Origin of the sequence: Streptomyces sp. NPDC053755 (genome assembly GCF_040677675.1) — a bacterium.
Taxonomy (GTDB): Bacteria; Actinomycetota; Actinomycetes; order Streptomycetales; family Streptomycetaceae; genus Streptomyces.
On the sequence record NZ_JBFASK010000023.1, the window covers coordinates 101,665 to 108,907 of the forward strand.

Annotated in this window: 4 protein-coding genes; 1 reads left to right on the top strand and 3 read right to left on the bottom strand. The window is 74.1% G+C overall.

Annotated features, from left to right (window positions below):
- Positions 1–93: 93 nt before the first annotated feature.
- From AB0K65_RS22165 to AB0K65_RS22175, 3 genes are read right to left on the bottom strand one after another with little or no spacing between them, the layout of a single operon-like run.
- The gene (locus AB0K65_RS22165; protein ID WP_365719053.1) at positions 94–1,596 is read right to left on the bottom strand and encodes a hypothetical protein; all 1,503 of its coding nucleotides are present in this window, start codon (positions 1,594–1,596) and stop codon (positions 94–96) included.
- The gene (gene pelF, locus AB0K65_RS22170; protein WP_365719056.1) at positions 1,593–3,113 is read right to left on the bottom strand and encodes a GT4 family glycosyltransferase PelF; all 1,521 of its coding nucleotides are present in this window, start codon (positions 3,111–3,113) and stop codon (positions 1,593–1,595) included. Before pelF ends, AB0K65_RS22165 begins: the two co-directional genes overlap by 4 nt.
- Positions 3,114–3,138: 25 nt before the next feature.
- Complete coding sequence (locus AB0K65_RS22175; RefSeq protein WP_365719058.1) at positions 3,139–5,214, bottom strand: hypothetical protein; 2,076 nt, start codon at positions 5,212–5,214, stop codon at positions 3,139–3,141.
- A 294-nt stretch (positions 5,215–5,508) separates the two neighbouring features.
- Between AB0K65_RS22175 and AB0K65_RS22180 the strand changes: the two genes are divergently transcribed.
- Positions 5,509–7,017, top strand: a complete 1,509-nt coding sequence (locus tag AB0K65_RS22180; RefSeq protein ID WP_365719060.1) for a leucyl aminopeptidase — start codon at positions 5,509–5,511, stop codon at positions 7,015–7,017.
- Positions 7,018–7,243 lie beyond the last annotated feature (226 nt).

The window sequence follows — 7,243 nt, forward strand, 5'->3', positions numbered from 1 at the left end:
CTTGTCGGTCGGCCGCATCGGGGGCGGCCGCAGCTGTCGTCGTGCGCCCGCCCTGGATGACGGGACAGCCTTCCGCCTAGGGCGTGTGTCGCCCTAGGCGCGGTGGGCGGTCGGTCGTATCAGGAGAGCACAGCTGAGGACCGCGAGGACCGCCGCCGCTCCCGCGGCGATCGCCGGGCGGGCCCCGGGTGGTGCCAGGATCTGCGCGGTCGCGGCGAGCAGGCACACGGCGGCCGCGCCGCGGACGGCGCCGAAGGCCTGGAGGAGCAGTCCCAGCCAGAGGACGACGCCGACGAGGAGGAGCGCGAGGAGCCGGGCGGCGGTCGGGCGGGGGGCGTCGGGCCAGAGCAGGGTGCCCGTGACGGTCAGGGCGAGGAGGACGGCGAGGTAGCCGCCGAGGGAGCGGGCGAGGATCCCGGTCGTGGCCCGGCGGAACTGCCGGGCGGTGGTGAGGATCCGCAGCCGCGCCAGGCTGCCGCTGCGGAAGCGGTGCAGCAGCCACTCCGCCGGCCCCATGGACAGGGTCAGGGCGACGACGGCGGCCGGGTCCGCCGTGCACAGGACGAGCAGTCCGGTGCCGAGGCCGAACAGGCCGTACGGGAGGGAGGCGGCGAGCGGAGGGCCCCCGCTGCCGCCGGCGCCGGGGCGGGCCCCCGGCCGGAGGACGATCGCGGCGAAGGTCACGCTCGCCGCGAGTGAGACCAGCAGCAGGGCGGCCCGCAGGACGCCCGGCAGGTCGTACCAGAACGCGGGTACGGCGCCCAGCAGCGGCAGCAGCGCGCACAGCAGGGCGCGTTCGCGGCCGAGGACGAGCAGGACGGTCGCGGCGGCCAGGTAGAGCGCCTGGCCCGCGGCGAAGGCCGCGGCGTGCCACTCCCCCGGCCCGGCGGCCGCGCAGGCGACGACCGCTCCGGCGAGGGCGCCCGCCGGGGCGCCGAGGAGCAGCGCGCGCACGGCGGCCCGCCGGTCGCCGAGCCCCAGCCAGGAGTACGCGCGGTGCGCGAGGGCCTGGTTCCACACCCATCCGGTGACGGCACCCGCGAGCAGGGGGATCGTTCCGGCAGGCAGGCCGTGGGGGCCGCGCGGCCCGGCCAGGAGCGGCGCCCCGAGGACGTAGGCGAGCCCGGGCAGGGCGAAGACGAGCCCGCGCAGGAGGCAGCCGGCGAGACCGGTGTGCCAGGGCCCGGTGGGCGGCGCCTCGGGGGCGCTGTGGCGCCGTTCGACGCGGGCGTAGAGGTCCTCGGCGAGGGAGAAGGAGTCGGCGCGTCCGTAGGTGAGGCGGATGTGGTCGTCCGTCATGCCGTCGGACTCCAGGATCGCGGCTATCTCGTCGGGGTGGACGGCCGCTGCCGCCAGCGCGTCGAGGCGCAGGGCGAGTTCGTCGACGGGATCCGCGGCCACGCGGCCGGACGCGCCCCGGCCGGTGCCGCCGGGGACAGGGGCCGCGCCGTCCGCGGCGGGCTGCCCGCCGGGCCTCGGATCGACGCCGTCCGAGGCGGGTTCGTCCGTGGCCGGGGAGCCGTACGGCCGCTGACGCGGTATCACCGGCAGGGCGTCCCGCATGGTGCCGTTCGTCAGCCACAGGGAGCCGCTCATGACAGCGAGCCTCCCCCGACGAGGTCCTGGCGCCAGGGGTCGGTGAGGCGGACGGTCCAGTCCTCCGGGTCCGGGAGCGGGGTGACGGGCTGTCCGGCCAGTTCGCGGTAGATCTGCCGGAAGCCGTCGACCGAGCGGTGCAGGGTGAACCGGTCCACGACCCGCTGCCGTGCCCTGCGCCCCAGTTCGGCCCGTCGCTCCCCGTCGCGCAGCAGTTCGGTGACGGCCGCGGCCATCACCGCGGGCTCGCGCGGGGGGACGACGACTCCGGTGTCGCCGACCGCCTCCCGCACCCCGCCCACGTCCGTCGACACCGTCGCCCGGCCGCACGACATGGCCTCGATCAGGGAGAAGGGGAACCCCTCGCTGATCGAGGAGAGCATCACGACGCTGCCCGCCGCGTACGCGCCGGCCACGTCGGAGACCCGGCCCTCGAAGGTGACGCCGTCGGTCACGCCCAGTTCGGCGGCGAGCTTCTCCAGGCGGGTCCGGTAGTCCTCACCGCCGGCCGGGACCGGCCCGAACAACCGCAGCCTGAGTTCGGGGAGTTCGGCGCGGACGATGGCGTACGCCCGGATCAGCGTCTCCAGGTCCTTGATGGGGTCGACCCGGCCGGCCCAGCTGAGCGTGGGCACCTCGGGTTCGGGGCCGGCGTACGGGAAGGCGGCCGGATCGACGCCGTTGTAGACGGTCCGGATGCGGTCGGAGGGGGCGCCGCCGCGCTCCTCCCACCGCCGGTTGTACTGGTTGCACGGGGTGATGAGGTCGGCCTTGCGGTAGCCGAGCGAGTTGAGTTCGCGGTAGAAGCCGAGCATGAGGGCCTTGACCGGCCAGCGTTGGGCCTCGGTGCGGTAGCCGAGGTAGCGCTCACGCAGATAGATGCCGTGTTCGGTGAGCAGGAAGGGCACTCCTTCGAAGTGCTGGGCGGCGAGCGCCGGCAGCGTGGCCAGTCCGCTGGAGACGGCGTGCGCGACGCTGCCGTCGGCTATCCGGCCGGCGAGCGGCCGGAGCGCGTGCTCCAGCAGGTCGGTGGCGGTCAGCGCGTCGTGGACGGTGGGGCGGGCCGCGGCGGTGGGCAGGTGCGGCATGGTCCAGATCCGCATCAGGGTGCGGAGCACCCGCTCGGAGCGCAGGGCTGCGGTGAGCCGTCCGCTCCGGGCGAGTGCGGCTAGGGCGTAGAGGCCCTCGCCGAAGTCGCAACCGGCGTCCGGGTCCAGGACCGACAGCAGGAAGCGTTCGTACGTCTGCAGGAAGCGGCGGCCCTCCCTCCCCCGCGGGGGCCGGCCGCGCGCCGGCCCCGGGGAGGCTCCCCAGAGGGGGAACGACGTGTGACGGTAGAGGTTGGGCGGCAGCTCCCAGGTGACCGGTTCGCGGCCGCTGCCGGTGAGCGCGAGGACGGCGAAGTCGACCTCGGGCATGCCCCGGACGAGCTGGTCGCACCAGGTGCTCACGCCCCCGTGGACGTGCGGATAGGTGCCCTCGGTGAGCATGGTGACGTGACGGCCACTGCTCGGCATGTGCGTTCCCCCCACGACGTGCTGGTCAGGCGGACGGGAGCGTGAGGGTGATCGCGGTCTGGAGCGGCTCGGGCGCGGTCCAGGCCGAGCGTGTGCCGGCGTAGGGCGCGCCGAAGGCGGCGGTGCCGAGGGGGAGCCGCTTGCGGGTGCCCTCGGGGGCGGTGATCGGGGCGTCCACTCCGGCGGGGGCCTTGACCGTGACGGTGGCGCCGACGCGGTAGGCGGTGACCCTTCCGGCGGCGAGGGCCTGGTCCCAGGCGGCCCGGCGGCTCAGCTCGGTGCCGACGTCGCGCTGGCGCGGGTTCACCAGAGGGGTGCTCTCCGTGAAGAGGGCGCGGTAGTCGGCGAGGACCTTGTCGAGGACGGGGTAGAGCAGCCGCTCCTCGGCGAGGTTGGACTGGTGGACGTAGTGCGGGCGCGGGTCGTTCGCCACCACGTGGGAGAGCGCGATGCGGGCCTCCTGCGGGACGATGTGGGAGGCGTACCCGGTGGCGGTGTCGAGCGGTGCGGGCAGGCAGGTGGAGGCCGGGTCGGTCTCGCAGACGCCGCTGCCGCCGTCGGCTCGCGAGGTGTAGATCCAGTTGTACTCGTCGGCCATCTCGGCGGCCGTGCCCACGTTGTAGTACACGTTCATGGGGTGGCGCGGGACGGTCCTGGCGGTGCCGACGGCGCGCTGTGCGGGTTCGCGGGAGTTGTCGCTCGCCAGCCACTTCACCCCGTTGTCGGCGAGCGCGCCGGCGAGGTTGGGGTTGTCGGTGTTCTGCTGCGGCAGGGTCTTGAGGCCGGAGTGCTCACCGGTGACGAGTTCGGTGCGGTCGACGGAGATGCCCTTGCCCACGGCCCAGTTGTGGTTGTTCCGGATCTGCCCGGAGATCTCGCTGCGGCTCGTCCACAGGGTGGCTCCGGCGGTGTTCCTGGCGCACTGCCAGGGGACGGTGGTGGTGTCCTGGACGCAGCCGAGGAAGGGATGGGTGTAGGTGTGGTTCACCCAGCGGTACTGGGCGCGGTCGGCGATCAGTTGGGCGGCGAGCGGGTCGCTGCCCGCGTGCTCGGCCTTCCACTGTTCGCCCTGGCCGCCGTTGTAGACCATGTCGAGGGTGAAGCCGGCGGACTTCTGCCAGGCGGCGGCGTGGCGGGCGTCGTCGGCGGTCATCCGGACCGGGTTGACGCCCTCGCCGTCGCCGCCGACGCAGTCGAAGTCGCCCGGGGTGCAGTTGCGGACGGTGTCCCAGCGGGCGTCGGGGGCGAAAACGTCGTCGACGTGGACGGAGAGGTAGTTGCGGCTCCGGCCGAGGTGGACGCCCTGGGTGAGCCATTCGACGATGCCGCGGGCGAGCGCGCGGAACTGCCGCTGGTACTGGTTGTAGGCGAAGGTGACGACCAGTTCGCGGCGGCCGTCGTGGGCGTATTCGCCGATCAGGCTGGCCCGGCCGCCGTCCTCGACGGGGATGTCGAGGTAGCTGGTGTAGCCCTCGCGGGGACGGCCGGCGTAGCCGTGACTCTCGGAGACGGCGGGGTCGTTGTCCTCGAAGGTCAGCGGCCCGTCGAGGTGCCGGAAGGGCCCCGCCTTGCCGGCGGCGGTGACGGAGGCGGTGGCTCCGTCGAGGGGGCCGGAGAAGCCGTGGTCGTTGGTGTAGTCGAGGCCGACGCCGGGGTGGGCCCAGGTGTAGGCGTCGACCTGCGGGATGCCGAAGGTCCGCTCGTACGCGAGGAGCGCCGCCTGCTCGGCGGAGTCCGGGCCGAAGGCGGACTCGTGGGGGACGACCACGCCCTGGTACTTGGCGCGGGGGCGGCCGGTCGCGCTGTCGGAGGGGTCGCTGAGGAAGCCGGGCGTGATGACCGGGCGGCCGGAGTCGTTCAGGTCGACCGTGCGGTAGGGCACGCCGGTGGAGCGCAGCTCGGAGGTGATGGCCTCCACGGCGCTGCCGCCGTCGTCGAGGACCAGGACGGTGAGGTCGATCCGCGGGACGGGTACGGCGGCGCTCGCACCGGCCGACGGGATGACCGTGGCGAGCAGGGCGGCGGCCAGCAGGGCTCCTGCCGTACGGCCCCGGCGGCCGGAGCGGGCGGGTCCGGGCGTGCGGATTCGGTCGGATTCCATCGAGTGGTGTCCCCCCTCGGCAGGCCGCCCGCACACGGGGGACCTGTGGAGATGATGCGAAGACGCGGTGGCCGCGCTTGCGTGAATGAGGCGAGTGTGGACGAGCTCTCCGAGCCTGCGCGGTAAACGTGAAAGAGACACCACGGATGAGTGAATCACCGTCGCCGTGAGCGAACACGGACGGCGAGCGTAGGCTCGTTCACGGCGCCGTCTGGGCCGAAATACGATGCGGCGGGCACGGTCGGCCCATCCCTCGACCGCCACAGGACTCAATGGAAGCGAGATTTCACCACCGTGACTGCTCTCACTCTCAGCACCGCCGGTGCGGCGACGCTGCGTGCCGACGCGCTCGTCGTCGGCGTCGCCACGTCGGGCAAGGCCCTCGTCGTCGCTCCGGGCGCCGAGGCCGTGGACAAGGCGTTCGACGGCCGGCTCGCAGCCGTCCTGGAGACTTTGGGCGCCTCGGGTGCCGAGGGTGAGGCGATCAAGCTGCCCGCCCCCGCCGGTCTCAAGACCCCCGTCGTCCTGGCCGTCGGCCTGGGGGCCGCGCCCGAGGACGGCGCGGCCTTCGACGCCGAGGCGCTGCGCCGCGCCGCCGGCACCGCAGCCCGCACGCTGACCGGGGCCAAGAAGGCCGCGTTCGCGCTGCCGGTCACCGCCCCCGGGGACGCGGAGGCGATCGCGGAGGGCGCGCTGCTCGGCGCGTACGCCTTCACCGCCTACCAGGACAGGGGCAAGGACGCGAAGCTGCCGCCGGCCGAGATCGTCCTGCTCGGCGGCAAGCCGCGCGACAAGGCCTTCAAGGCCGCCGCGGAGCGCGCGCTGGCGCTGACCGAGGAGATCAACCGCGCCCGCGACCTGATCAACATGCCGCCGAACGACCTGACCCCGGCCGCCTTCGCCGCCACGGCGCAGGCCGCGGGCAAGGAGCACGGCCTCAAGGTCCAGGTCCTCGACGAGAAGGCCCTGGCCAAGGGCGGCTACGGCGGCATCCTGGGCGTCGGCGCCGGTTCGCAGAACCCGCCGCGGCTGGTCCGCATCGCCTACACGCACCCGGACGCGGAGCGGACCCTCGCCCTGGTCGGCAAGGGCATCACCTACGACTCGGGCGGCATCTCGCTGAAGCCGGCCGGGCACAACGAGACGATGAAGTGCGACATGAGCGGCGCCGCCGCCGTGTTCGCCGCGGTCGTCGCCGCCGCCCGGATCGGCCTGGCCGTCAACGTCACCGGCTGGCTGGCGCTCGCGGAGAACATGCCGTCGGGCTCGGCCACCCGCCCCGGCGACGTGCTGCGGATGTACAGCGGCAAGACCGTCGAGGTCCTCAACACGGACGCCGAGGGCCGGCTCGTCCTGGCGGACGCCCTGACGAAGGCGTCGGAGGAGAACCCGGACGCGATCGTCGACGTGGCGACCCTGACCGGGGCGATGGTCCTGGCTCTCGGCAACCGCACCTTCGGCATCATGGCCAACGACGACGACTACCGCACCGCGATCCACGAGATCGCCGGAGAGGTCGGCGAGCAGTCCTGGCCGATGCCGCTCCCGGCGGACCTGCGCAAGGGCATGGACTCCCCGACGGCCGACATGGCGAACATGGGCGAGCGGATGGGCGGCGGCCTGGTCGCCGGTCTCTTCCTGAAGGAGTTCGTCGGCGAGGGCATCACGTGGGCCCACCTCGACATCGCGGGCCCGGCCTTCCACGAGGGGGCGCCGTACGGCTACACCCCGAAGGGCGGCACGGGATCGGCCGTCCGCACCCTGGTGAAGCTGGCGGAGCGCACCGCCGACGGCGACGTCTGACCCTTTTCGAGGCTCGGCTCTCCTCCGGGGAGCCGAGCCGGAGGGGCGCGCGGCCGTCGGGAGGGAGAACGCGCACAGGCCGCGAGGGACGAGCGGGCGAGCACGATCGACCGTCGACGGACGCACGAAGCGCCCCGGAGGCGAGCCGAGCCCGGGGCGGACGAGAGCCGAGCCGGAGGGGCGCGCGGCCGTCGGGAGGGAGAACGCGCACAGGCCGCGAGGGACG